This is a genomic window from Fervidicoccus fontis Kam940 (genome assembly GCF_000258425.1).
GTDB classification, from domain to species: Archaea; Thermoproteota; Thermoprotei_A; order Sulfolobales; family Fervidicoccaceae; genus Fervidicoccus; species Fervidicoccus fontis.
In genome coordinates this window covers 330535-355363 of record NC_017461.1, presented here as the reverse complement: position 1 = coordinate 355363, position 24829 = coordinate 330535, and the positions used below count along the sequence as shown (strand labels likewise).

General features: G+C 33.6%; 30 protein-coding genes and 2 tRNA genes. 21 read left to right on the top strand and 11 right to left on the bottom strand.

What is annotated here, in order from left to right; all coding sequences use genetic code 11:
- Positions 1-40 precede the first annotated feature (40 nt).
- Entirely contained in the window at positions 41-178 is a 138-nt protein-coding gene (locus FFONT_RS07045; protein ID WP_014557513.1) for a hypothetical protein, read from the top strand.
- Positions 179-319: 141 nt separating this feature from the next.
- Here FFONT_RS07045 and FFONT_RS01830 read toward each other — a convergent pair whose 3' ends face one another.
- Positions 320-1027, bottom strand: coding sequence for a hypothetical protein (locus FFONT_RS01830; protein WP_148683512.1), 708 nt, complete (start codon positions 1025-1027; stop codon positions 320-322).
- A 116-nt stretch (positions 1028-1143) separates the two neighbouring features.
- On the opposite strand from FFONT_RS01830, the gene FFONT_RS06965 reads away from it, so the two are divergent.
- Entirely contained in the window at positions 1144-1302 is a 159-nt protein-coding gene (locus FFONT_RS06965; protein WP_158308287.1) for a hypothetical protein, read from the top strand.
- 285 nt (positions 1303-1587) lie between these two features.
- Here FFONT_RS06965 and FFONT_RS01825 read toward each other — a convergent pair whose 3' ends face one another.
- Positions 1588-2844 carry an MFS transporter gene (locus tag FFONT_RS01825; protein WP_148683511.1) on the bottom strand — a complete coding sequence of 419 codons (1257 nt, stop codon included), beginning with the start codon at positions 2842-2844 and terminating at the stop codon, positions 1588-1590.
- 301 nt (positions 2845-3145) lie between these two features.
- Here FFONT_RS01825 and FFONT_RS01820 point away from each other — a divergent pair, with 301 nt between their 5' ends.
- The 7 genes from FFONT_RS01820 to sucD all read left to right on the top strand — a co-directional run bounded on the left by FFONT_RS01820 (position 3146) and on the right by sucD (position 8560).
- Positions 3146-3703: a hypothetical protein gene (locus tag FFONT_RS01820; RefSeq protein ID WP_014557508.1), complete on the top strand. Its 558-nt coding sequence runs from the start codon at positions 3146-3148 to the stop codon at positions 3701-3703.
- Positions 3704-3751: 48 nt separating this feature from the next.
- Entirely contained in the window at positions 3752-4816 is a 1065-nt protein-coding gene (locus FFONT_RS01815; protein WP_014557507.1) for a signal peptidase I, read from the top strand.
- A gap of 5 nt (positions 4817-4821) precedes the next feature.
- Positions 4822-5379 carry a hypothetical protein gene (locus FFONT_RS01810; protein ID WP_014557506.1) on the top strand — a complete coding sequence of 186 codons (558 nt, stop codon included), beginning with the start codon at positions 4822-4824 and terminating at the stop codon, positions 5377-5379.
- A 4-nt stretch (positions 5380-5383) separates the two neighbouring features.
- Positions 5384-6175 carry a radical SAM protein gene (locus FFONT_RS01805; RefSeq protein WP_014557505.1) on the top strand — a complete coding sequence of 264 codons (792 nt, stop codon included), beginning with the start codon at positions 5384-5386 and terminating at the stop codon, positions 6173-6175.
- Between the two features lie 30 nt (positions 6176-6205).
- Positions 6206-6290 (top strand) — tRNA-Leu (locus tag FFONT_RS01800).
- A 247-nt stretch (positions 6291-6537) separates the two neighbouring features.
- Positions 6538-7683 carry an ADP-forming succinate--CoA ligase subunit beta gene (gene sucC, locus FFONT_RS01795; protein WP_148683510.1) on the top strand — a complete coding sequence of 382 codons (1146 nt, stop codon included), beginning with the start codon at positions 6538-6540 and terminating at the stop codon, positions 7681-7683.
- A 4-nt stretch (positions 7684-7687) separates the two neighbouring features.
- The gene (sucD, locus tag FFONT_RS01790) at positions 7688-8560 is read left to right on the top strand and encodes a succinate--CoA ligase subunit alpha (RefSeq protein ID WP_014557503.1); all 873 of its coding nucleotides are present in this window, start codon (positions 7688-7690) and stop codon (positions 8558-8560) included.
- A 21-nt stretch (positions 8561-8581) separates the two neighbouring features.
- On the opposite strand, the gene fen is transcribed toward sucD, so the two are convergent.
- From fen to FFONT_RS01765, 5 genes are all read right to left on the bottom strand, one after another.
- On the bottom strand, positions 8582-9625 hold the full coding sequence (gene fen / locus FFONT_RS01785; RefSeq protein ID WP_148683509.1) for a flap endonuclease-1: 1044 nt from the start codon (positions 9623-9625) through the stop codon (positions 8582-8584).
- A gap of 5 nt (positions 9626-9630) precedes the next feature.
- Positions 9631-9840, bottom strand: coding sequence for a hypothetical protein (locus FFONT_RS01780; RefSeq protein ID WP_148683508.1), 210 nt, complete (start codon positions 9838-9840; stop codon positions 9631-9633).
- 36 nt (positions 9841-9876) lie between these two features.
- On the bottom strand, positions 9877-12072 hold the full coding sequence (locus tag FFONT_RS01775) for a CDC48 family AAA ATPase (protein ID WP_014557500.1): 2196 nt from the start codon (positions 12070-12072) through the stop codon (positions 9877-9879).
- Positions 12073-12306: 234 nt separating this feature from the next.
- Positions 12307-12585: an elongation factor 1-beta gene (locus tag FFONT_RS01770; protein WP_014557499.1), complete on the bottom strand. Its 279-nt coding sequence runs from the start codon at positions 12583-12585 to the stop codon at positions 12307-12309.
- A gap of 15 nt (positions 12586-12600) precedes the next feature.
- Positions 12601-12909: a zinc finger domain-containing protein gene (locus tag FFONT_RS01765; RefSeq protein WP_211206247.1), complete on the bottom strand. Its 309-nt coding sequence runs from the start codon at positions 12907-12909 to the stop codon at positions 12601-12603.
- Between the two features lie 134 nt (positions 12910-13043).
- On the opposite strand from FFONT_RS01765, the gene pth2 reads away from it, so the two are divergent.
- Complete coding sequence (gene pth2 / locus FFONT_RS01760) at positions 13044-13409, top strand: peptidyl-tRNA hydrolase Pth2 (protein WP_014557498.1); 366 nt, start codon at positions 13044-13046, stop codon at positions 13407-13409.
- 509 nt (positions 13410-13918) lie between these two features.
- Positions 13919-15262 (top strand): APC family permease, encoded by a 1344-nt coding sequence (locus FFONT_RS01755; protein ID WP_014557497.1) that lies wholly within the window; start codon positions 13919-13921, stop codon positions 15260-15262.
- Between the two features lie 38 nt (positions 15263-15300).
- On the opposite strand, the gene FFONT_RS01750 is transcribed toward FFONT_RS01755, so the two are convergent.
- Positions 15301-15807, bottom strand: coding sequence for a transcription elongation factor NusA (locus FFONT_RS01750; RefSeq protein WP_014557496.1), 507 nt, complete (start codon positions 15805-15807; stop codon positions 15301-15303).
- Positions 15808-16091: 284 nt separating this feature from the next.
- Here FFONT_RS01750 and FFONT_RS01745 point away from each other — a divergent pair, with 284 nt between their 5' ends.
- Both FFONT_RS01745 and FFONT_RS01740 read left to right on the top strand, forming a co-directional pair.
- Positions 16092-16346: a hypothetical protein gene (locus tag FFONT_RS01745; RefSeq protein ID WP_014557495.1), complete on the top strand. Its 255-nt coding sequence runs from the start codon at positions 16092-16094 to the stop codon at positions 16344-16346.
- A 114-nt stretch (positions 16347-16460) separates the two neighbouring features.
- Positions 16461-17189 (top strand): ABC transporter ATP-binding protein, encoded by a 729-nt coding sequence (locus FFONT_RS01740; RefSeq protein WP_014557494.1) that lies wholly within the window; start codon positions 16461-16463, stop codon positions 17187-17189.
- Between the two features lie 3 nt (positions 17190-17192).
- On the opposite strand, the gene FFONT_RS01735 is transcribed toward FFONT_RS01740, so the two are convergent.
- A complete protein-coding gene (locus FFONT_RS01735; RefSeq protein WP_148683506.1) occupies positions 17193-17708 on the bottom strand; it encodes a ZPR1 zinc finger domain-containing protein in 516 nt (171 codons plus the stop codon).
- A 171-nt stretch (positions 17709-17879) separates the two neighbouring features.
- Here FFONT_RS01735 and FFONT_RS01730 point away from each other — a divergent pair, with 171 nt between their 5' ends.
- A complete protein-coding gene (locus FFONT_RS01730) occupies positions 17880-18260 on the top strand; it encodes a ribbon-helix-helix domain-containing protein (protein WP_014557492.1) in 381 nt (126 codons plus the stop codon).
- Between the two features lie 4 nt (positions 18261-18264).
- Here FFONT_RS01730 and hsp20 read toward each other — a convergent pair whose 3' ends face one another.
- Positions 18265-18777: an archaeal heat shock protein Hsp20 gene (hsp20, locus tag FFONT_RS01725; protein ID WP_014557491.1), complete on the bottom strand. Its 513-nt coding sequence runs from the start codon at positions 18775-18777 to the stop codon at positions 18265-18267.
- Positions 18778-18897: 120 nt separating this feature from the next.
- Between hsp20 and FFONT_RS01720 the strand changes: the two genes are divergently transcribed.
- The 3 genes from FFONT_RS01720 to FFONT_RS07040 all read left to right on the top strand — a co-directional run bounded on the left by FFONT_RS01720 (position 18898) and on the right by FFONT_RS07040 (position 20321).
- Positions 18898-18971 (top strand) — tRNA-Ala (locus tag FFONT_RS01720).
- A 398-nt stretch (positions 18972-19369) separates the two neighbouring features.
- Positions 19370-19768 carry an Lrs14 family HTH-type transcriptional regulator gene (gene lrs14, locus FFONT_RS01715; RefSeq protein ID WP_014557490.1) on the top strand — a complete coding sequence of 133 codons (399 nt, stop codon included), beginning with the start codon at positions 19370-19372 and terminating at the stop codon, positions 19766-19768.
- 376 nt (positions 19769-20144) lie between these two features.
- Positions 20145-20321, top strand: coding sequence for a DUF5679 domain-containing protein (locus FFONT_RS07040; RefSeq protein WP_014557489.1), 177 nt, complete (start codon positions 20145-20147; stop codon positions 20319-20321).
- A 5-nt stretch (positions 20322-20326) separates the two neighbouring features.
- On the opposite strand, the gene FFONT_RS01710 is transcribed toward FFONT_RS07040, so the two are convergent.
- Entirely contained in the window at positions 20327-21679 is a 1353-nt protein-coding gene (locus FFONT_RS01710; protein ID WP_014557488.1) for an MATE family efflux transporter, read from the bottom strand.
- Positions 21680-22247: 568 nt separating this feature from the next.
- Here FFONT_RS01710 and FFONT_RS01705 point away from each other — a divergent pair.
- The 4 genes from FFONT_RS01705 to FFONT_RS01690 are packed head-to-tail and all read left to right on the top strand — an operon-like array spanning position 22248 to position 24814.
- On the top strand, positions 22248-22766 hold the full coding sequence (locus tag FFONT_RS01705; protein WP_014557486.1) for a hypothetical protein: 519 nt from the start codon (positions 22248-22250) through the stop codon (positions 22764-22766).
- A 15-nt stretch (positions 22767-22781) separates the two neighbouring features.
- A complete protein-coding gene (locus FFONT_RS01700; RefSeq protein WP_148683505.1) occupies positions 22782-23519 on the top strand; it encodes a DedA family protein in 738 nt (245 codons plus the stop codon).
- Positions 23485-24498, top strand: a complete 1014-nt coding sequence (gene twy1 / locus FFONT_RS01695; RefSeq protein WP_148683504.1) for a 4-demethylwyosine synthase TYW1 — start codon at positions 23485-23487, stop codon at positions 24496-24498. Before FFONT_RS01700 ends, twy1 begins: the two co-directional genes overlap by 35 nt.
- On the top strand, positions 24488-24814 hold the full coding sequence (locus FFONT_RS01690) for a hypothetical protein (RefSeq protein ID WP_014557483.1): 327 nt from the start codon (positions 24488-24490) through the stop codon (positions 24812-24814). Before twy1 ends, FFONT_RS01690 begins: the two co-directional genes overlap by 11 nt.
- Positions 24815-24829: the final 15 nt, after the last annotated feature.

Here is a 24829-nt window from a genome sequence, read left to right as displayed (position 1 = left end):
TTAACTTTTTTGGGCGAAAGTCTCCTTCAATGAGGCGGGGATGGAGTGGACAACATTTAACACTGGAGGCCCTGAAAAAATATGTGAAGAGCCAAAGAGAGAGAATAACGTGATCCAATTGGCATTCAAGTACAAGATTTATCCAACGAGAGAAGATGTAAAAAAGATGAGTGTATAGTAAGTTTCCTGGAAGAAACAGGAAACCTCCACCGCAAGGGGGGAGATGCCTCTTCAGTAAGGGCGGGGTAGTTCACTTAGTATGAAAAACATGAAATTATATTTATATTGATCAAAAATTTCGCTTTATTTTAAAAGAAAATCAAAAAACTAATATTATTTTTAAAAAAATCATCATATATGTGAGCAATAATCCTAAAAAGATGAAAAATCCGAGAGGTATGCCATACATTGCTATAATCCAATCGGTTTTTATGCCCTTTTCTTCAAAAGAAAAAGGCTCTTTTTCCACATTTGCGTATATCCTTTTTTTGCTTTTAGTTGCAACAACAAAGTAAAATTTCTTTTTCTTAAATTCCTCCTTGTTCAAAGTCTCACAAAAGAGAAAATAGTATATTTTTACTAAAAGCCCCAAACCGTTTGTGATATCTCTGAAATATTTCACTCTTTTAAGATTAATTATAATGTTTTTAAAAATTAAAAGCAATGAGAGCAAAAGGGAAGTTATAATAATAAATATTCCTGCAGGCATTACATAATGTCTAATTAATAAGACATATGGGTTTAGAAAAAAAACATATGATGTTATAAACGCATCGGCAGAGCCTATAAACCCAGACCTTGACATGAAAAAAGCAAAAATGAATAGAAAAGCCCCTATTATTATATTGACAATTTCAATAATCTCATTTTGGAAATAGGAGTAAATGCTTAAGATTAGTATTATCGGGATGAAACAGTAAAAGGCTTTGTCGTCTATTTCTCTATATTTCAAATCAACAATTCCAACGTAACCGAAAAATAATGCATTTAAAGCAAAAAGTATAAAAAGGTAAAATCCGCTTAGCAAGCTTGATTTCCTCCTATATGACAATTTTAAAATATTTTCATTTATAAAAATCATAAAATTTTTTCTGAAATCTTCCTCATAAAGTATAAGAAGTTCTTTTTATATCGATTTATATTATGAGTTCCCAGAAAACCCAGAGCTTCAGTTCTAGCATGAATGGGCAAAGCTTAGATGTTAGTGAAATAGAGAATTCAATGGATGTTACTGTACAAAAGGATGTTCAATTGACAGCTGTAGGAATTAATATAGCCCACAGGTCAATGAGCTCTGTGTGACGGCTGAGCTGTGAGCCTCGCAAACCAGCAAATGAGGGGATAGGCGCAAAGCCTACCCTAAACGCTGGAAGCTCCCGACTTTAGTCGTGGAGCAGTTCACATGTCTCTGTCCTATTCAATGATATATTTATTGTTTGTATGCTACGAAAATGCTTTGAGCTATAAGATAACTTTTATACGAAAATTTAACTAGAAAAATTCATTGCTAACAAAGCTCATCACTAAGCTTTGAAAGATTTAAATCGTTTAAAATTATTTAAACTACATCCTGTCGTAAGTGAAGAATTAGGTCGGTATGATTTTGGAAGCTTTAAAGAATATTGCCAATGATACCAAAGCCATCAAACTTGCTAGGATAGATGTTCCAGTTATAAAATAATATTTAGAAACTATTCCTCCCACAAAAGAGCCAACTATAGTTCCTATTGTAGTTGTTGCATTCATCTTGCTCAGGGCCAATCCTTTTGATTCGGGATCTGCGTTCTTCATTATAAGAACTGGTAGAGCTACTGAAATACCGGACCAGCTTATTCCAATTCCTATGTAAAAAATTACAAATATCAAGTTTATCGGTACCTTCAAATATGTAAGCAAAGGAAAGAGAAAGAGAATAGGTCTTACCATAACGGCTATGATAAGCAATTTCCATGTTCCAGATTCAGTCTCAGTTCTCTTCCTCATAAAGTCATATAGGAGTAAAGTCGTAAAGTTATTAATTAAGTACAGAGTATAAATGTCGCTATCCGTATAGCCGAATATTTTCAAATATGAGGGCATCGGAGTGAAAAATATCTGAATGGCTGTATATAAAACTGTCGCTCCAAGGAGCACAGTAGGCATTTCCCTAAGTTTTTTAAAATAAAACATTTTTTTGAAGTCGTTGTAAAGAGCTTTAAATGATAACTCCCTTTCATATTTAACGATTTCATGCGGGATGGCTCTAATCCTTCCTGCAACCTGAGGCATTAATGAAAGGATAAGAGCTCTTCTCTCTCCTTTGGTTTTGAACTTTTCTGGAAAATATTTTACTAGAGGCAAAACAGCTAACGTAAAAGCAGTATTAATAAACATCAAATCTTTTGATGAAAATAGTGCACCCCCAAAAGCTGCAAATATATATCCAAATATTATACCTAAGCTACTTATCACATTCGTTCTAGTTATTCCTATATTATCTTTCATCAAGTAGTTTATTATCATCCCAGCCATGAGAGGAGAGATAAATGCGATTGACATCCCAAAAACTCCATTGAACAGTATTATAAAGATAGCTGAAGGGGAAAAAGCCATAAATAGTATACTTGATGCCATCAAAATAAGGGAGAAAATTGCGAACTGGTCCTGCTTCAGCTTACCAGATATTCTGGAGTAATAATAGCTTCCCAATGCATACAATGTATTATATGAAAAAGACGTCAAAGACTGCATAAAAGTAGATTGAGTAAGTTCATAGACTCTCAAGCTTGAAGCTAAAGATACAATAGAGTTGACAAAGCTGTATGTAAAAATAATTGAACTGAGTGCAAGGAAACGTTTGTCCAAGCCATATTCACTTCCTTTTTAAATAACAGCAAAATGCAGATCGCCAGCAGTATTTTTCAATTATTGTTTTTAAAAGGTTTATTAAATGAAAAGAGCTTTTAAGGTTTTTTCAAGCTTTTCTCGCATTAAAGTAGGTACGGTTCTCCATCATAGCTATAAAACTAGAATAATAAAATTTTATGTAAATTTTTTATTTGATAAATTGTCTCTTTTTTTTAGGAGTTATTCTTAAAATATCTTGTTAGCAAAAAAGAACTCATATAATTTTACTATAAATGAAATCTATTAATGAGGGAAGAGTATGAAAACATATAAACTATTAATTCCAGTAATACTTGGAGTAGCATTAGCAGTTGTTTATGCCAGCGTCTTCGTTTACAATCCAGTAACTTTATCACTGAGCCCAGTATCCAACCCAATACAATTGCTAGCAGGAACCAATGCCGGTAGTCATGATCTCGTAAGTGGAAATACAATAACTGTAACGCCAGGAAATAATCAATCTAGCTTGAGCATTACCATTCATCCAACATATCAATATACAGATTATGAAAATATAGCAATTATTAAAAACACTGACAGTCAAAGTTATAATGTATGGATAAGTGTTAATAATCCTATAAGCGGACTGCCATCCGGTTCCCACGTCTATTTAATTGTCAACGGAACAATCAAAGGCGACCTTTTAACTTTATCTAGCAGTTCGCCGCTCAACCTTGGAACTCTAAGTGGAGGAAATGAATACGTCATCGGTCTGCATGTATATATTCCTGAAGGGAGCACTCTGCCGAGTTCAGCAAGTGGTTCGCTGTATATAATATACAGTCCAAGCCCAGAAACTCCAAACTCAACACCATAACCATAATTTAATTTTTAAATTTTTATATTTTTAAAGGTGCTATATGGTGTGAAGCATCTTAAAAAAGTTATTATTGGTTCTATTTCTTTAATTCTGGTTCTCCTTCTTATGGGGAAGATTATAGGACTTCCTGTCGCATTATTTGTAGTAAGCGGAAATAGCATGTATCCGACTTTGAAAACGGGAGATATTGTCGTAGGTATTACCGATAAAAATTATAAAAACGGAGAAGTTGTAGTTTGGTGCGTATCTAAAACTCAGTGTGTGATTCATAGGATTGTAGGCACGTACAATGAGTATGTAATCACGAAGGGCGATAACAATCCTTATATAGACCCTCCCATCCTCTATTCGAACGTAAAATATAAGGAGCTTTTCGTAATACCTAATTATATATGGATTTTAATATTCCTTCTAGTTGCTCTCTACATATTTTTTAATAGAAAAAGCTTCCTCCCTAGCGGATTTTCAATTTCTGTTTTGGTTTTCGGTATATATGTCCTAATATCGGTAATTCTCCTTATTACAATGCCTGTTGAGATAGAGACATCTTCTATCTTACCTTACCAGCCTGGAGTAAACCTTACAGGCTATAATTTTAATTCGGATGGAAGCGTATCTTTAAACTACAGCGCGGAGAACATCTCATTTCAGAATATAAAGAGTTGCTACATTCTCTCTCCTGTAAGTGAGAACCTCACACAATGTTTTATAAATAATCAGACAATCGTGATTGAAGTTCCATATGTTATTTATCAGCGTGCATATTATAATGGCTCAAACATATTAGAAGTCGGAATAAGTGCAGAATTGGATAAAGGAAACTTATCTGGGATATACTATTTAAACGTGCCTTTTCAGAAGCTTGAATTCAGCATTGATAACTTTACCCTTTTTATAAGAAACGGCAACTTCTTCCCAGTAGATGTAAATATAACTTTAGATTATGCGGATTTTCCTGGAAGGCAATTCGATTCAAAGTCATTTGAATTGCGAGTACCTCAAAATTCAGAGCTCGCATATCCTTTTGAGAAACATGCATATGAATATGTGGATGTACAGTACATATATGATGGAAATCAAATATTTTTAAAATATTATGTTTCAGGTTAAGAAAAATGGATAGAGAAAAGCTTACTCTTTTTATAGCTGGATTCATATATTTCGTTTTCAACCTACTTATATTCATATTCCCTTTAGTTTTAATCAAAGGGAACCCTTTTTCGGGAACTATTTCCTTGGTTTATTATTCAATAAAATATTTTGAAAAAACTCAATTAAATTTGGAAATGCTGAACGAAGTCAATATCATTTCAACAATCCTACTCGCTTTGATCCTTCCTACTTTCATCGTTAGTTTGGCTCTGCTTTTAGATAAGGGAAAAAGGTTGAGTTTCCTTTCTTGGTTGACATATGGAATTTATGTCTCTCAGTTTGTCGTAATTTCTATGATGCTCACATTGAAGAGAAGGGTTGAGCTGATACTCCCATATATCTCTGGAACATTTTCGAGTTCATCGTCCGCAGGAGACTTATATTACGGCTGTTCAGCAATATACTACACGCTTAACGGATACATCTTTTTTAAGAACATTTACATATATATAGATATAGGGATTATAGTCGCAGTGCTGTTTGCTTCTGTTAAAATAATCCTAAAAAATGAAAAAAAGTGAAATCATGATAAATTCTTTTATTGACAACACGGGTTATAATCCAATAGAGCTTGGAAAAACTATTGAAAAGATAATCTTAAAAGAAGATCACGGCATTTGGCTAAGGAAGTATTATAGATTTAGAGGTGGGAAATGGTATGGAGGGATCGCTACAGCTGACTGCATAGGGTGCAATTTAAGATGTAAGTTCTGCTGGGCCTGGAGACAAAGAGATTATCCAGAGAGGTTTGGAAATTTCTATTCTCCCGAGCAAGTAGCTTCTAAACTAATAAGAATTGCAAACGAAAAAAGCTACAAAAATATAAGAATAAGTGGAGGAGAGCCAACTTTAGGCTTCGAACATTTAATTCAAGTGCTTGAAAATTTAAAAAACTATGACATGACATTCATTTTGGAGACAAATGGAATTTACTTCGGCTATTATAATGAGCTTTCTCCGGAGTTATCGAATTTTGAAAACGTTCACGTGAGGGTTTCAATAAAAGGATGCACTCCAGAAGACTTTCATTCAATTACAGGTGCAAAAAAGGAATTTTTTCAAGTGCAAATAAATGCATTAAAAAACCTAATAGATTCTAATGTCAGAGCGCATCCTGCTGTTATGGAGAGCTTCAGTGAAGAAGAGAGTTGCAAAGATTTACGTGAAAAGCTCGGTGACATTGATTCTTCACTATATGAAAATTACGAGGAAGAATTCGTCTTTCTATATCCTCATGTCGTTGAAATCCTCAGAAAAAATAAGATATGGCCAAGAAAAGCATTTTATCCAAATAATATACCTGAAAAATATATATAATATTAAAAAAAAGATTTTTACCTAGTAAATGCGGGGGTGCCCGAGCATGGCCAAAGGGGTCGGATTCAGACTCCGATGGAGAAGTCCTGCGTGGGTTCAAATCCCACCCCCCGCACTTCCCTTTAGCTATTGAGTTAACTACATGAGCAGCAATCTTCTTTGAGAGTTGAGTAACGTTTCGCTTTAAAAAATTTTTCGTAATTTTTTAACCACACATAGAAGTTTCCTAAAAATGCACTTACCATTTTCCTACATATTAAGATTTTATTCAATACAAAAATAGTTGTTTAATGCCACAACGATAAATTTTAAGAGTTTAAATTAACTAAATATCTAAAAAATTAAAAAGGATAGTGATAAAAGTGAAGCTTTTTGAATATGAAGCAAAGGAAATTTACAAATTGCACGGTATTAAGGTTCCTAAGGGGGTCGTCATTGCAAAAAGTGATGATATAGAAAAGAAGATTGAAGAGAGCAAACTGAAATTCCCATTAGTTGTAAAAAGCCAAGTTTTGGTTGCAGGAAGAGGAAAGTCAGGAGGAGTAAAATTTGCTAAAGATATTAACGAAGCTGTTACAGTTTCGAACAATCTGTTTAATTTAGAAATTAAAGGACTAAAACCGAATTTCCTGCTTATTGAAGAAGCAGTAGAACATGATAATGAGTATTTCGCTTCTATAACTATCGATAGAGCCGAAAGATGCCCAGTTATATTAGTAAGCAAAAGCGGCGGTATGGAAATTGAAGAAGTCTCTAAAAAAAGCCCGGAAAGCATTATAAAATATCATGTTGACCCGATCCTTGGTATGAGAGATTTCGAAGCAAGAAATATAGGATATAAGCTAGGTCTGAGTGGAAAAGAGCTAGCTAGCTTCACATCATTTCTGAAGAGCCTATATAACATTTTTGAAATGTATGATGGAGATTTAGTCGAGAGCAATCCATTCACTATTGTAAACGGAGAAGTTATAGCTTTAGATTCGAGAATTATAATAGACGATAATTCTGTCTATAAGCATAAGGAACTTGTTGCGAACAAAGAAATGAGCGGTGAAGAAACTGAATGGGAGATCAGAGCTAAACAAAGAGGCTTTGCATTTGTCGAGTTAGATGGGAATATTGGGATTATAGGAAACGGTGCAGGACTAACAATGGCAACTATGGATTTGATTTATGAGTTCGGTGGGAGTCCTGCGAATTTTCTTGATATAGGCGGTGGAGCTAATTCAGAAAGAGTGAAGGAGGCTGTTTCTCTCTTGCTTGAATACCCTAAAGCTAAAAGTATATTTATCAATATATTTGGAGGAATAACCAGGTGCGATGAAGTAGCTAGAGGAATAGAAGGAGCATTGAAGTCTGTTGGTAAAATTAAGCCGATTTTCGTCAGGCTTTCAGGCACAAATGAAGAGGAAGGGAAAAGGATACTTAAAGAGTTGGGAATAAGTTCATATAATGATCCAATTGAAGCTGCGAGAAGCACTGTCAATTCTGTAAAGGGAGGTGAATAACAAAATGGCAATATTAGTCAACAAAGATACAAAAGTATTGGTCCAAGGGATTACCGGGAAAGAGGGATCCTTCCATACTAAGTTAATGCTTGAATACGGTACAAAAATTGTTGCAGGAGTTTCACCTGGCAAAGAAGGTCAAGAGGTTTACGGTGTAAAGGTATATAACAGCGTAGAGAATGCTATGTCTGAGAATCCGCATATTGACGCATCTATAATTTTTGTACCAGCCGCTTTTACTGCAGATGCTGTGTATGAAGCAATTAAAAATAAAATAAAAAACATTATCGTTATAACTGAAGGGATTCCCGTGCATGAGACGATGAAATTTGTCAATTATGCGAATGAGAAAGGCATAAGAATTATAGGTCCCAACTGTCCTGGAATTATAGTTCCAAACGAGACGAAAATTGGCATAATGCCAGGAAGCGTATTTACAAGGGGCCCCGTAGGCATAATGTCAAGAAGCGGTACTTTGACTTATGAGATAAGTTACGCTCTATCAAGAGAGGGAATTGGGCAATCGACTGTTATAGGCGTTGGAGGAGATCCGATAATCGGTCTAAACTTCATAGAAGTTATGAAATTATTTAATGATGATAAAGAAACGAAGGCGGTAGTTATGGTGGGGGAAATAGGAGGCGACATTGAAGAAAGAGTAGCAATGCGATTTAAGAAAGGAGAATTTGACAAGCCGATAGTTGCTTACATAGCAGGCAAAACAGCACCTCCGGGCAAAAGAATGGGGCATGCGGGAGCTATAATTACTATGGGAGAAGGCACTTATGAGGGAAAAATCAAAGCTTTAGAAAATGCAGGAATACCTGTAGCAAAAAACCCATTTGAAATTCCAAAACTGATTAGCAAACTAATTTGATTCTAAAATTCAAAATGTTTTTTATTTGAACCAAAAGTCGAGACCTTTAGTTTGAGATTTTACATTTTCTTTAAAAGACTTTTGAAGTCTTTCAATAGCGTTTTCAACTCTAGCTTCATTAAAGTCATGCTCCTCCACTAATATTTCTTTAATTTTTTCAACAGAAGGTTCTTTCCACTGTATTGTATAATTATCGGTAACTTCGGGGTTCATAAAATAGTTGAAGATTTCATAGTAATCTACCTGAGTTTGAGGAAGGCTCTTGAGAATTTCCTCCGTTTTCTCATAGCTTTTTACAATTTTCAAAGCTGTTTTGATTCCAACCCCCTTAATACCGTCAGGATTGTAATCCGTACCTAGCATAATTCCTATGATTATAAGCTTCTCTCTGTTGATGCCGAGCTTTTCATAAATTACGTTTGATTCTATAACTTCCGGTTTGATATCAATATAGACATCTTTTTTAGGTAGCTTTCTCTTTCCAGAGACTGTAAGGTTCCTAACCACTCTTGGCGACCCAAACAATATACTGTCATAATCCTGACTTCCAGAGCTCCAGACATCTCCTTTTTTTGCCATATATGCAGCCTGAGCCTCCCCCTCTGCTGGAGCTTGTACAGTTGGAAGGCCCATGGCATCAAGTAGCTTAATAGCCTCTTTCACCATCTCGTCATTAAGCCTCGTAGATATCTGGGCATATTTCCTAGCTTCTTCATATTTCTCTTCAGCAATTGCTACCTGATATTTTTTGGCTGCCTCTTCTTTTACTTTTCTTCTTTTCTCTAGTTCTTTTTCCTTCAAACTAGGAGGTAGACCATCAAATACATATATAGGCTTAATTCCTGCTTCAATAAGATTTATTGTTCTATAAAAAATTCCGCTTAAATGGCTTGTTACTCTTCCTTTATTATCTATAAGGGGTGTCCCGTCAGGTTGCCTTATAGCCGCTAGAAATTGATATAGTGCATTATATGCATCAATTGCAATCGTTCTTCCTTTAAGTGATTCAAGCTCAATCTCTTTTATAGCCTCAGGAGGAATAAGCTCCCTTATATTTACTCCCAAGATGCTCAACTCTCTTTGTTCAATTCTATACTTAAGACGTCCTCTTTTATTAAGCTTGTCTTTAAAAGTCCATATAATTCCATTTTCATAATAGTTTTCAAAAATTCAGAATAACTTACTTCTGCAGCATTGTTGACAGCCTCATATAATTCTTTATCAGTAGATATTCCATTTTTGAGCTGGAGAACTCTATAAATTATCTCCTGAAGAGGCAAATTCCTCCAGATGCTTTTTATTTTTACCCCCTCCATTTAAATATAAGGAGTCGTCTCTATTATTTTCTTGCTAATAGCTTGTCTCGCTTGCTCAAACCATTTAATATAGTATTCGATCATCTGCTTAGTAATTGACGGCTTTATTACTTGCAGGGCATCCTCAAAGTGTCTCATCCTAATTTCAGTTGCCGATAAATTCTCTCTTAATGCCCTCAACCCTGCTTCTCTAACCAAAGCCTCTATATCTGCACCCGTATATCCCTCAGTAATTTCTGCAATCCTCTCCAGATCGACGTCGCTTGCTAAAGGCATCTTCTTTGTATGAATCTTTAGAATCTCTAGTCTATCGTCTTTGTCCGGAGGGGGAATGTAGATGAGCTTTTCAAGCCTTCCTGGCCTCAAGAGAGCAGGGTCGATTATATCTGGCCTGTTAGTTGCAGCTATAACTATAACGTTTTCTAAGCTTTCAATTCCATCCATTTCTGTCAGCAATTGGCTTACTACTCTTTCAGTAACATAAGAGTCGCTTGACATTCCCCTTATTGGTACAAGCGAATCAATTTCGTCGAAGAATATAATAACAGGAGAGTATTGTCTTGCTCTCCTGAATATTTCCCTTATAGCTTTCTCACTCTCTCCAACCCACTTGCTCAACACCTCTGGACCTCTGACTGCTATAAAGTTCGCCTCGCTCTCAGTTGCAACAGCCTTAGCGAGCATCGTTTTCCCAGTACCAGGAGGTCCAAAGAGTAATACGCCTCTTGGAGGTCTTATGCCGATCTTCTTAAATGACTCAGGGTACTTGAGAGGCCACTCAACTGCCTCTCTCAGCTGCTGTTTTGCCTCTTCAAGCCCACCTATATCGCTCCACTTAACATTTGGAACCTCAATATATATTTCTCTTAATCCGCTTGGAATAATCTCCTTATATGCTTCCATAAAGTCCTGCATAGTAACTACCATGCTATTAAGTACTTCTTCTGGAATTCTTTCACTGTTTAAATCTATTTTCGGTAAGTACCTTCTCAATGCATGCATCGCTGCCTCTCTTGAAAGGGCTGCAAGATCAGCCCCCGTATATCCGTGAGTAATACTAGCTATCTTTTCTAAATCTACATCTTCCGCTAAGGGCATATTTCTCGTATGAATTTGAAGTATTTCGAGCCTTCCTTGTCTATCTGGCAGAGGTATTTCAATTTCTCTATCAAATCTTCCCGGTCTTCTTAATGCTGGGTCAATGGCGTTAGGTCTATTCGTTGCTGCAATTACAATAACATCTCCTCTAGTTTCGAGTCCGTCCATCAGTGCTAGCAACTGAGCTACTACCCTCCTTTCAACTTCACCAATTACTTCGTCTCTCTTAGGGGCAATTGCATCTATTTCATCTATGAATATAATAGCTGGTGTGTGCTTCTTGGCTTCCTCAAATATTTCTCTCAACCTTTGTTCGCTTTCTCCGTAGAACTTACTCATAATTTCAGGGCCGTTTATCGCAACAAAGTATGCCTGGGTCTCGTTTGCAACAGCTTTAGCTAAAAGGGTCTTACCAGTTCCTGGTGCTCCATAAAGTAGTACTCCTTTGGGAGGTTCGATTCCTAATCTTTTGAAAACCTCCGGGTATTTAAGCGGTAGCTCAACAAGCTCCCTGATTCTTTCAACAATCGGTTTAAGTCCTCCAATATCTTCATATGTAACTCTAGGCATTTTCCCCGTATCTACCGGCTTATCTAAAACTATTAAGTTAGTTTCATTAGTTATTATGACTATCCCGATAGGCTTGGTTTGTATCACTGAAAATGGAATTGGCTGACCCAATACTGGAATGAGTACTGTATCTCCTTCTACCACAGGAGTATCAATTAGCCTCCTCTTTATGTAATTTACAAAGCTGTTTTCAACCTCGATGTTATAGTTATTTGGGGCAAGCTTTACGTATGTAGCTGGCTTCGTCTGTGCTTTTCTCACGATTACTTTATCCCCAATGCTCACACCTGCGTTCTTCCTAACCAATCCATCCATTCTTATTATATCCTGACCTTGATCTTCAGTATAGTTTGGCCAGGCAATAGCGGCTGTTTTTCTTCTTCCTTCAATTTCAACGACATCTCCAGGTTCTACTCCAATTTCCTTCAACATCTCCAGGTCTATTCTTACCTTTCCTCTCCCAACATCTTTTTGCTTAGCTTCTGCGACTCTTAATAAAAGCTCCTTTTTTTCATTAGTAGTACTCATATTACAACACTTCTAAATTTTTAATAAGTGAAGAAACGATTAAAAATATAGCGACAATATGTTTTATAAAACATCTTTAACTACAAAATAAAAGTACTGCAAAAGATATAATAAACATTTTTCTAAGAAGTTGCTAAATTGTATTTTCGCATGTGAAATCTTTGGTTTTTACTACAGCCGCGATATTTATAAAAGATTTTATTGAGAATTATTTAAAGTCAGAAATAAATAGGTTTAGAAACTACTTAATCTTGAGACGCTTTCGATTTCAAAATCATCTATATCTTCGATACCTCTTAATATTTCCTCCAGTTTTTCTGTTCCACCTTCTGTCTCCTCAGGAAAAGTCAAATATAATTTTAATGCCGTATAGCCAAATGCTATTGGCTCTTCAGATGCCTTAATTATGATATAATCCTGCGGTAAAGCCTTTCTGATTTTGTCAGCAACCTCCTCTCTTTTAGCTTCAGCATCTTTTGGATAAATTTTTAAGCTTACAAGTACTCTTGCCATTTCTTCTCATCCCTTTTACGGTCCTTCAAAACCACAAACCGGGCATTTATATTTTACACCTTGCTTCTTGCATTTACTGCATCTTACTATTTCAACTTGTCCACAGTTCGGGCACAGGAAAATTGTTGGCTTTTCTTCAGGAGAAACTGTCTTTCCACAACTGGTGCAAGTTCTTGTTTTTACGGTGTTATGTACGCTTAATTTTGATGCAACATTGCTTGATTGCATACTTATCACATCTAACATTTTCATTTTTTTACTATTAATTTTCAAATCGTTAATAAATTTTAAATTTTCCGCAATAGTACTATATGTTAAACTCAAGTAAACCTCCCCTATCCTAACAAATGGTCTCTATGGTAAAAAGATGAGGGTGTAAGCATAAACCTAAAAAAGGCTAAAAACCTAAACAAATTTTATATTTAAAAATTCTTCGCATTGCTTTAAGTGAAGTTATTATGCAATGTAAGCAAGTTATAGTTGCCAGAAAAGACTTGAGACTTAGTCCAGGTAAATTGGCTGCTCAAGTTGCACATGCCAGCGTTGAATGCGTATTGCAAATTTTAAATAGCAATAGAAATGAATGGAAAAAATGGCTTGAAGAATGGATAAAAGAAGGACAAAAAAAAGTTGTCTTAAAAGTAAGTTCTTTAGATGAATTATTAGTATATTACAATAATGCAAAAAGCTTAGGTCTTCCCGCTTCACTTATTAAAGATGCAGGTTTAACCCAGGTACCAGAAGGTACTATTACTGCTGTAGGCATAGGACCAGCACCAGAAGAACTCGTTGACAAAATAACTGGTATGCTTGATTTGTATTGAAGCCTTTTTATATTAGTCCCCTTTCATTAAATAGCGTAAGGTAGATAGTTGCTTTCTTTTTTAGTAGAAAGCTGAGGAACAAAAATTATTTTTTACTAAAGACTTCAATATTTTAATTTGTTTATCGCAAATTTTTATTTCAAAGAAAAAATTCGCGAATATATCCTATGCATTTAATTAAGAAGTTGTAAGAGTAAAATTTATGAAATACGAATAAAAAAATTGATTTTAAATAGATTATATAAAAATTATATTATTAAAGTCTGACAAGTAATAATTTTCTATAATAAAAAACATTTTAATGGTTTATATTCAAAAGATTCTTTTTTAAAAAATTCGTTTTTTTGAAATTTTATTTCTTCTTAATTTTCTTTTTACATAATTTAAAAAAACTTTATCTTATAAATCTAATTGTTATAGAAATTTTTTAGAATGTGAAGAAAAATTTAAATATTATGCGAAAATTAAAAATAAGTAAATCTTTTAATAAAATAAAAGGTGTGTTATGAATGGCAGACTCTCATGGTCTAAAAAGGCAGGTTGGATGGTTTGTGTCAGCTTCACTAGTATTGGGAACGTTGGGGTCGAATGGTCTTTTTGGAAATTACCCTGTAACTTATAGAATTGCAGGCCCGGCAGCATCTTTTGTATGGATCGTTACGATGATTTTCGGCGGATTTCTAGCAATGACCCTTGCATACGACTTTACGATATGGCCTGACAAGGCCGGCTCTGAGTATGCTCCCGTTCGTATCGCTTTAGGAAAATATCTTGGAGGGCTAACTGCTTGGGGATTCTATGTAAGCTGGGGAACAGCAGCAACTATAGGTACATTAATTACCGGATGGTATATATGGCCTACTAATACTACGTATCAAACGATATTTACTGGCGTAACGGTGACGGTGTTTTTCATAATTAATTACTTCGGAATAAAATTGGCTGGATTAGCTGAAGTTATTATGACATTATTGAGAATTGTACCTACAATTTTTGTTGGTTTAGTTGCAATACCATATGTTAACTTATCAAACTTTCATCCATTTTGGGTAGCTAGCAGTGAAATACCGGGTGCATCCGCAAATTCGCTCTACGGAATGTTCATGCTATTTTTAGCAGCATCCTTATATTCGACTTGGAGCACATATGCTACAGATATATTTGCATCAATAGTGCCTGAAATAAAGGATCCTGAGAAAAACGTCCCAAGAGCAGGGCTTGCCTCTACTTTGATTCCATTACTATTTGTAAGCCTCATAACGATAACCGGCATTGGAGTTCTAGGAAGCGATCTAGGGACAGGGGAAGCGCCATTATTTGAATATTCAAGAATTGTATTAGGCGGTGTCGGTTTAGCATTAATGTGGACTGCATTAATAAGCGGAACACTAACAAATGCGAATGTTGCTATGATAGGAGGATCTAGAGTCCTTTATCAAATGGCTGTTGAGGGAGACATCCCAAAGATCTTTGCAAAAACAAACAAATATGGAGTTCCAATAATTGGCCTGATTTTCACTTATATCATAAACATAGCAATGTTGTTATATACTCCGATATACGCTATACTTGTCGCTATGTTCCAAGTTCCATACATGTTAACAATATTTCTATTAAGCGTAGCAAACTTGAAGATCAGAGCAACAAAGGAGTGGCACGAGAAAGCAGCTTGGAAGGCTCCATGGTGGCTGATAATTGGATTCTTTATTATTGGTGTGCTTAGCCTTATGTACTGTTGGGCATATGGAATACTCTTTGGATGGCATGACATAATACTTGGAGCCGCTTCAGAAGTTGTGATGCTAGTGTTACTAGCGATACCTGATATTATGAAAAGAAGAGAGAAAAAGTAAACGCTGAACTTTTTAAATAATTAATATATTTTTTATTTTTATTCCATCTTTATTTTTGCAGGAGATTTAAAAAGCTTATGAAACACATCTTCTAAAACCTCAACTTTAGTGGGAAGTGCTCTCGCATCATATTTACTTATCCTTATAACATATTCTGTAGTTCCATCTGGAAGCCATATCGTATTAACACCTACTATTCTAACCGGGCTTAAAAGCTCTGAAGCTAATTTTTTGAGATCTCTTGTATCTTCCACTATTTGAACCCTTACATTCAACTTTTCACTCAACGCCTTAGCAACTTTCTTGAGCTGATATTGACTTTGCATATCGGATTTTACGACTATAACGCAAAGATCTTCGCTCCAAATGGTTCTTATATAATTAAGATCTTTTAAAAATTTGAATTCTTTCTCTTCTTCTAGTTCAATCAGTGCTTTCATTACAGGAATTTCTTTTTTATCGACTTTTCCACTATCTACTAGCCTCTGGCATCGCGGACACAAAACTCCTGTCTTGACACAAATATAATCGAGAGGAATTTTCACTATTTCTACAGCACCTCCTCATTAGCATTATAGCGAGTTACCAAATGCTATAATAACCTTGTTTATACTTAGCACACATGCATGTTAATTTTTATGTTAAAACCTCTTATAAATATGATCTTGAGTATTAAGTTTTAGAGAAAAAGATTAATTTTAATTTCGTTTTTAAGCTTTTCTTAGCATGAAAATGAGAATGTATTATTTGCTATAATGTGAAACAATTTTAATTGTAAAAAATTTATATAAGAGTAAATAAATTTAAAAAGTCTCAATAAGGTGGAAAAATGTCTAAACAAAATACTAACGAAATTTCATATGAAGAGTTTTCTAGATTAGACATAAGAATAGGGCTAATAAAATTTGCTGAAAAAATTCCAGGGAGTCATAAGCTTTTGAGGCTGATTATTGATCTTGGTCCATCTATCGGTGAAAGACAAATAATCTCTGGAATCGCTGAATCATATAAACCTGAAGAGCTTGTGGGAAAAAAGGTTCCCGTTCTAACTAATTTAAAACCAAAAAATTTTTGGGGTATGTGAGTGAAGGCATGATCTTAGCTATTGGATGTGAGAGCAACCAATTGCCAGTTTTATTGCTACCTGAAAAAGACGTTTCTCCTGGAACTAAAGTATGCTAAATGAGGTTAAAATTGAGTGGAAAGCCAAAAAAATATCGTTAGATTAGAAAACATTCATAAGATATACAAAACAGGAGAAATAGAATATCATATTTTAAAGGGAATCAACCTTACAGTCAGAAGCGGAGAGTTTATTTCTATAATGGGCCCCTCAGGCTCTGGCAAGAGCACTTTGATGAATATAATTGGCCTGCTTGATAGACCTAATGCTGGAAAAGTATATATAGATGGAATAGATGTAGCAAAATTAAAGGATAGCGAAATAGCAAAAATAAGAAATAGGAAAATTGGGTTCGTTTTTCAGCAATTTAATTTAATTCAAAGATTAACGGTATATGAAAATATAGAACTGCCTCTTCTTATAAGAGATATAAGCAAAGAGGAAAGAGAAAAGCTTGTTCGTGAAGCCCTTCTAAGAGCTGGCGGAGATTTGGGCTGGCTAAAGAAAAAGCCTAACCAGCTCTCTGGTGGACAGCAACAGAGGGTCGCAATTGCAAGAGCCCTAGTAGGAAAACCAAAACTGATTTTAGCAGATGAGCCGACGGGTAATCTAGATAGAGACTCAGGAAGAATAGTTATGGAAACACTTAAAGAACTAAACAAGGCGGGTGAAACTATAATCTTGGTTACTCATGATATTGAAGTTGGAAATTGTGCGCAAAAAATTTATTACATAAAAAATGGAGAGATTGTAGGTTCAGGTGAAACAGATCAGAATAAATGCATTTTAAATTCAAAAAGATAATTACTATTCATAATTTACTTTGATTTTTTCCGAATATATTCTTGTCCTCCCGTAATTATCATGTAATTTTATTGTAAATGCTTCATTTAAGTGAAGTAACCTATCTATTTGCATTAAATAATTTTTACAATTATCTTCGTCTGTACAGATTGTTTTGACCTGTTCTCTTATTCTTACTAATAAACCTTCGACTGTTGTCACAAAACCTTCGTCTAATTCTGAAGACAATATTTCGGTTTTTATTTCAGGAATTTCAATATCGGTATTTTCACCGATAAACATAATTATATTGAGATCTCTCTCATTTTCTATTTTTAATTCTATGATCCTCTTTTTTCCAATTTCATATGGAATTATATATGAAAATCTATATCCGCATTTTTCACATTTAGCTCCTACAATCAATGACATTCCATATTGTGGCATATCGTAAATGATTTCCCTTATAACTAGAGAGTTCTTTGCTTTACAAATCGGACAGTCCATTAAATATTCATTTATAATTTTTTTGTCGCTCATTATATACACCGTATTACAGTTTAAATAACAGTAAAAAACATCAATAAACACGCTAGCATCAATAGGAAGTTTCTATAATATATTGATAAAAAGGATTTATAAGCATGCCTAACTAAAAAAATGTCAATATTTTTTTTCTTTTTTGATTTATTTTTGAATTAGGGATCTCAGATGCCAAGCGACATAATATTCATTGCAGATAAAAAAGAATCATCAAGATTTGAGCTAATTATAAACTCTGTCAAAATAGTTTCCTTCAGAGTAGATGAAAATTTAAAGAAATGGATCGAGAGCGCCTGGAAGGAGAACGGCTTTTCTTCAAGAAGTGATTATTTAAGGAATATAATAGAGGACGTTGTAATAAATACGGATAAATATAATTTTAAAAATAATGGTCTTCTCCCTTTTAAGTGCAAATATACTGTCACTTTTAAAATTGATAATTCACTATTAGAAAAATTAGATAAAATTGTTGAGAAAAAAGGTTATTATACTAGAAGTGATTTTCTAAGAGACCTTTTTAACTATCTTATGAACCTTACAGCTGAATAAACTATCATTCGACTTTTATCTTATGACCTTCCTCCTTTTCCCGTTCCTTCAGCTCAATTTTCACTTCTAAAACTCCATTTTTATACTGCGCTTTTGCTGTTTCCGGTTTAACTGGCTTTGGCAATTCAATTTCCTTGTAATATTTTCTATCTCCATTACTCGCTCTTATTATTAATTTACTATCCACTACTTTTACATCGATTTTATCTTTCTCTACACCTGGAAGTTCAGCAACTATTGTAAGTAAATTGCCAGATTCAAATATATCAACTAAAGGCTCTCTTTCTTCTGAAATTTTTGGTTTCATTCCGACCCTCTTAACGTTCCCAAATTCCTCTATATGTGGAACCCCGTCTGGACCAATTGTCATCCTAAATCCATATACAAGCGGTGACTTCGTAAAATCTTTCGATAGTTTTTCCATCCTTTCGAATTCTTCTTCGAACATGTCTTCGATTTCCTTGAAGAAATCGTCAATCAAGTCAAATGGACTTGTCCTTTTTTTCTTATAAGACATAATTTCACCTATTATATAAAATAAAAGTCAAATCTAATATTTTTTAATGTTTGATTTTTTTCATGTTAAATATAAAGGAAAATTTTTTAATGCTTCTAAACTTTATATATTTTTCATGACGGGCCGGTAGCTCAGCCTGGAAGAGCGCTCGGTTGGCATCCGAGAGGCCCCGGGTTCAAATCCCGGCCGGTCCATTCTAAAATCTTTATTTTGAATTGACATTTTTTGGACTTTTAGAATGGCAAACTTTTTTGTTCACAGACTAACCATCATTATGCCCTTCAAGATTTAAATACCTACCATTAAGACAAAAAAAGATTTGCAAAACTTTCTTATAAGCTTTTTACCCTAACAAAAAATTCATCTATTTTTATATAATTTTTCATTATAAAAACATATTAATAAAGAATAAAAAAGAACTTCAAATTAAAATTATATCGATATTGAAGCTCTAAAAACATTTTTGTAATCTAAAACTCCTCCATAGAATAAGTTATAAATAATAGATAGAAATAATAATAATAAATGCAACAAAAAATAAAAATAATAAAAATAATAAAAAATATACTAGATATTTTATTTCAAGGTGATTATGACGAGTGATGAATTAAAGGAAGAGGAAATAAAACTTCCGAGCGGAAAAGAATTAACGCTGTATGAGCTTGTAAAATTTTGCTATGATTTTTCTGAAACTGACCTTATGATTTTATTTAAAATTATTGATAAAAAAACGACTATTGAAGAGCTAAGTAATGATCTTAAGCTAAGTAAGGCTACCATAAGTAGAAGTCTAACAAATTTACTTAATTTGGGCTTTGTCGTAAGAAATAGAGAGATTGAAAATTATGGGGTCGGGAGACCTAAATACACCTACTATTCATCAAAGGAGATAATTGAAAGTAAGCTCAGAAAAGATATGGACAAATGTGCAAAAATTATCAGGGATTTTATAGGTAAGATATTAGAAAGCAAAGAACTTAAGTTATATTGATAATTTTTCACTTAGCAAAGGGTTTTGATAATCTATTGGAAATAATATCTAACTTATTATATATTGTCTCACAGTTTAAGACCTGCATCTTTTTTATAACTAGATAATTAACCTTGAAAGTATAAAGATTCATCAGCTTGAGATTTGGGATGATCTTTCACTAATCAAAAAAGATCTCCTTTAATAATCAAAGCTGGACCTCCATCCTATATTTTCCACGATTAAAGAATAGTAAGCTAAAAATAAATACAAAGCTTTTTGTCATTTATATTAAAAAGGTGAGAAATATTGGCCTATCATTTTTTTATATTACAAAAAAAGAGAGAAAAGTTTAAAAAAATAAAAATATAAAAATATTAAAAAGAAGTGATATGAAATGGAATATGAAGCATTTGATGTTAAAGCTAAGAAAAAAGTAAAACTTACTAATGTCGAAGTTGTTACGCTTAAGAACGGGAGGCTTGCAATCAAAGGAAAAAGTCCAGAAACTGGAATTACTGTATATAGACTTTTAAGCAAAAAAGAAATAGAAAAGCTCCAAAAGAAGAAATGATTTTTTTATTTTATAACAATCCATGTTTTTTTGTTAACCCACATTAGTCCCGTAATACCGCTTATTATATTGCTTACTGCTATTACAAGCCATATATAAATTACATTAAAGGTTAATATATAAATACATATAAACATGGGAAGAATTCTAAAAACCCACATTCTCAATACAGATAATAATCCAAAGAAATAAGTATTTCCAGATCCATTTGCTACACCGTAACTAATAAAGAACCATCCATAAAATGGTAACGTTATCGAAGAAATAAATAAGTAATCAACAGCATATTTAAACACAGATGGATCCTGGGTAAAAATACCTATGAGCTGATCTCTAAATAAAACTAAAATAACTCCTATGAAAACCAAAATCAAAGAGAGATCGAGAAGAGATTTTTTCACTACTTCTTTGCTCCTGTCTATGAACTTTCTCCCAAGGTTAGCGCCAACCATAATGGCAGTCGCCCTAGCATAACCAGTTGTTATTGATTGAACAAAATCTATAATTCGTGTGGTAATACCATACGCAGCTATTACATCCGCTCCATAAAAAGAAAGTAAAGATATTGAAAAAGTTTGGGCTAAAGAATTAGAAGATCTATGGATGCCTAGCGGCACCCCAATTCTGAAGATTTCTTTTAACCATTTCATATCGAACTTCAAATCCTTTACTCCAATATTCAGTTTTTTATATTTATAGAAAAGCATGAATATAGAATAAATCGCAACGACAACTTCAGAAACAAGAGTTGCTAATGCTGATCCAAACACACCCATTTTTGGAAAAGGATAAATTCCAAATATCATGAATGGGTCTAAAATAACATTTATAACAACAGAAAGCAAATTGATTTTCATTGTTAGTCCTACATCTCCTAAAGCAGATGTTATCGTAGTAAATGTAATGCCTATATATGCAAATGGCGTTGCAAGAAGAATTGTTCTCAAATAAATGTTAGCAAATGGAATCAAGTCTTCCGGAATGTTCATAATTTTTAGAATATAATAAGAAAAGATAGCAGGAATAACTGATACAATTAGTGAAAAAACTAATGTAAAGAGAAAGAGAACCCCAGAATATTCTCTTGCGCTTTTATAATCTCCTTTTCCATAATCTTGAGAAATTGTTGCGATGCCACTTGATAACAATCCTGCACCGAAGGAAATTAAAAAGTATACTGGAGGCCATGAAACTACTGGAGCGCTAAGAGCTTCAGTACCTAATCTACTTAGCCAAAAAGTGTCAACAAAGTTATATATAACTTGTACTAAATCCGATACTATTAGCGGAATTGAAAGTTTTATTAAAGTACTTCCAATATTTTCCGAAAAAATTTCTTCTTTGTCTATGGTTTTCATAGTAATACCTTTTTCAAATTAGACATAAACAAGTATTTTTTTAATGTTATTTTTATATTTTTTTATTTATAATTATACGATGAAATTCGGTTTGAAAATCTTTACTTGAAAAAATTGCCTCGACAAACTGTTTTGAGTTTCATAAAAGTTTATATTTTGATGTTAATGTTATTTCTTCGCTATTTATAAATCTCTCCGCATTTGAATTCTAGAGTTGAGCTGCTCTGTGAAGGGAAAAGAGCTCTTCCAGAGAGCAGCGATAAGAAGATTGTAGAATTTCTTTGGATGCTTCGCGATAAAATCTATAGAACCCTCAGATGCTTTAGGATATTGTTGCATGCATAAACATGTTCTCCAAATACTCAAGATGTGCAGTCCCGGGGTGTTGTTAAAGTCACTAAGCCATGTGCAGAACCAAGAAGGGATGCAGGAAATTAAAAATGAGGGGATGAGATTAATCTATGAACTTATATGAGACCTGAACCCCTATTAGAGTATCTTATCCAAATTAAACTAAAAGCAAAATTAATAAACTATTTAATCTAATAGTAATACAATGGTGACATGTATGACAGAAAATAAATCTAATGAAAATGAAGAGAAAAAAATAACGATAACAATTAGAGGTATTGATAAAGATCTCTATGAAAAAATATCTAATAAGGCAAAACAACTTAATACAACGGTTGGCTCTCTCGTCAATGAGGCTATAGGAAATTTACTAGCAAGTATAGATATAGGTATAGAAAAAACTTCAAAAATAGTCGATACAACTATCAAAGCAGCTTCTGAAGCAATAAAGACTCCATTAAGCGAATTAAAGTCAAGTATTACTACACAGGATTACATTATAATTTCTAACATAGGTGAAATAACCGTATCAAAAAACGATTTAGAATCTTCGGAAAAACCACTAATATTTGTCAATGTAAAAAGGATCGTTTTCGCGGATAACGTAACAGAAGAGCTCATAAAGAATAAGGTAAGAGCTATAAAAGTATCTGATGAAGTGATTATTCCAAAAACAATATCTTCAATGACAATAGCGCAGAAATCACAATTTGTGAAAAAAATAACATCAAAGTGATTTTGAGGTGCTCAGATGAAAAAGCAAAGTTTTTTTATCATATTTGCTTTATCATTTCTGATTATTTTAACTTCCGTCTATTTTTACCATTCTTTAAGTTCTAATTCTATTTTACAGTTAGTTACCAACTATTCTGTAACAATTATCTCAAAAATAGGATATCTTGGAATTTTCTTTTTGATGACTTTGGAGAGCGCTTTGATTCCTATTCCGAGTGAAGTAGTTATGACATTTTCCGGTTTCTTAGTAGGGAGCAATGTATTAAATGTATATTTTGTTTTAATATCAGGTACTATGGGAAACCTGCTCGGCTCTATTATATTATATCTCGTTGGAGAAAAAATTGGTTTAGAGTTTCTGAAATACTATGGAAAATATTTTCTTATAGATGATAGCGATTTAGATAGAGCAAATAGACTTTTTATGAATCATGGATCAAAAATTATACTCATCGGAAGAATGTTACCAGCTATCAGAACTGTGATATCTCTTCCTGCAGGTTTAGCAAAGATGAATTTTAAAAAATTCTCGATTTATACGCTTATAGGATCGATCCCATGGAATTTAATGTTAATTTATATAGGAATTATATTGAAAGATAACTGGGAAATAATCCTTGGATACTCAAAAATTTTAGATTATGCTATGATAATTGTGTTACTTTTATTAATTTTTCTTTACTATTATTATAAGTCAACTGGAAAGAAAGGTGGAAAAAATGAACGTTATCGAAAAGAAAGAAAACGTCTATGATGTACTTTCAGAAGTAATGAAGAAGCAAGGGTATCATTTTGTTGATTCACATACTACTTTGAAAACTTGTAGCTGGACGAGAAATGCGCTTACCCAGAGAAGATTTTGCTATAAATGCAAATTCTATGGAATTGAAAGCCATAGATGCATTCAAATGTCCCCAGCTGCATTTTGGTGCTGGAATGCATGCGTTCACTGCTGGAGGCTTAGGCCTTCTGATACTGGATTAAAATGGAATGAGGTGAAAATGCCTGATTATAATGATGATGTCAAAAGAGTTGTCGATAGATTAATAGAAGAACAGAGAAAGATGCTCAGTGGTTACAAAGATCATAAAAACGTTGATAAAAAAATGTTTGAAGAAGCGATGGATCCAAAACATGTTGCAATAAGTCTAACAGGAGAGCCTACTTTATACAATAAACTTGAAGATCTTATAATGGAATTTCATAGAAGAGGTATGACTACTTTCTTAGTGACAAGAGGCGTAAGACCGGATGTTATACTTAACCTAAAAGAAAAGCCATCTCAATTATATATAAGTATGGAAGCATACAATAAAGAAATGTACGAATGGCTGAACCAGCCCTTAGTTCCTAACGCATGGGAATTAACCATGGAAACTCTAAAAGGTTTACCTGAATATGGAAGACCGACGGTGCTTCGAATAACTTTGATGAAGGGAATAAACATGGATGAAAAAGCTATTAATGGATTCGCTAAAATTGTAGAAATAATGCAACCTACCTATATAGAGCCTAAAGGATACATGTATGTAGGTGCCAGCATGCTCAGACTGAGCAGAGACAATATGCCAACACATGACGAAGTAAGAAAATTTGCGGAGGAGCTCTCTAAAGCGACTGGATATCCTATAAGAAGCGAAAGCAAACCTAGCAGGATAGTGTTACTCTCCAAACTTGATAAGCCGATAAGATTCGGAAAAGGTTGCCCTGAAGGATGGAATAGTGAATATTGATCTAGAAAAAATCAAAAAAACTGTAACTTTGAATGATGAGGAGATTCTTGTTCTTAAAATATTACAAAAATATGGACAAATAGATGAACAAATCTTAGAAAAAGAAACAAGTTTAGATAAATCTAAAATTAGAAAAATTCTAGACTTATTGATTATAAAAAACGTATTAATTCCTCAAAAAAGATCTAAGAGCTTTTGCGATGGCTGTCCATTTAAAAATATCTGTTATACTTCTAAAAATTTAAATGATGAGAATTTTATATATACACTTAATAATAATTTCATAACAAAAAACGAGAATAATTTTTATAAATAAAGTTATTTATAATTA